The following is a 671-nucleotide window of genomic DNA, read 5'->3' as shown; positions in this document are numbered from 1 at the left end:
AAGCCGTTGCAACAATGCAACGGCTTTTTTGTGCGTGGTGATTGCCATAAATGATATGGACGTAGGTTGGGTAGAGTGAAACGAAACCCAACAAATCACAAATATACTTACTCGCTCAAAAGCCAAGAGTATGTGTTATTTATTGTAGGCGTTTAGCTTGCTGACGCGCGGGTGATAGCCCAAAAGTTATAAATAACATTGTGCAACTGTAGCCTTCGGGCTACATTTGTTCAGCAAGTTGAATAAATTGGAGTAATTACTATGGCGCTACAAACATCAGATTTTAACCCGTTTGACTATATGGAAACACAGCAAGAAATTAATACATTTTTAGAAGAGTGTTTAGCTGATGATGATCCAAATACCTTTATTGAAGCACTTGGCTTATTAGTTAAAAAACATGGCGTGAGTGATATTGCTAAAGCAACGGGATTAAACCGTGAAAGCTTATATAAAGCAGTTAACGGTAAAACCAAGCCACGTTGGGAAACTATTTTTAAAGTGATGAAAGCACTTAACTTTCGCCTTACAACACAAGTTGCATAGGCTGGGTAGGGTGAAACGAAGTCCAACAAATCACAACTATACTTACTCGCTCACAAACCAAGAGTATATGTTATTAGTTGTAGATACCATCTCTCATTTTAAGCTTCAAGGTCGTATTTAACTTT

Annotated in this window: 1 protein-coding gene; it reads left to right on the top strand. The window is 37.7% G+C overall.

Annotated elements, in window-relative coordinates:
• Nucleotides 1-261 precede the first annotated feature (261 nt).
• Nucleotides 262-546 carry an addiction module antidote protein gene (locus GQR46_RS20320; RefSeq protein ID WP_007579952.1) on the top strand — a complete coding sequence of 95 codons (285 nt, stop codon included), beginning with the start codon at nt 262-264 and terminating at the stop codon, nt 544-546.
• Nucleotides 547-671 lie beyond the last annotated feature (125 nt).

The sequence above is a fragment of the Pseudoalteromonas sp. Z1A6 genome, from assembly GCF_011378745.1.
Taxonomy (GTDB): domain Bacteria; phylum Pseudomonadota; class Gammaproteobacteria; order Enterobacterales; family Alteromonadaceae; genus Pseudoalteromonas; species Pseudoalteromonas arctica.
The sequence above is the reverse complement of the archived record's forward strand: the minus strand, read 5'-3'. Positions and strand labels throughout refer to the sequence as shown.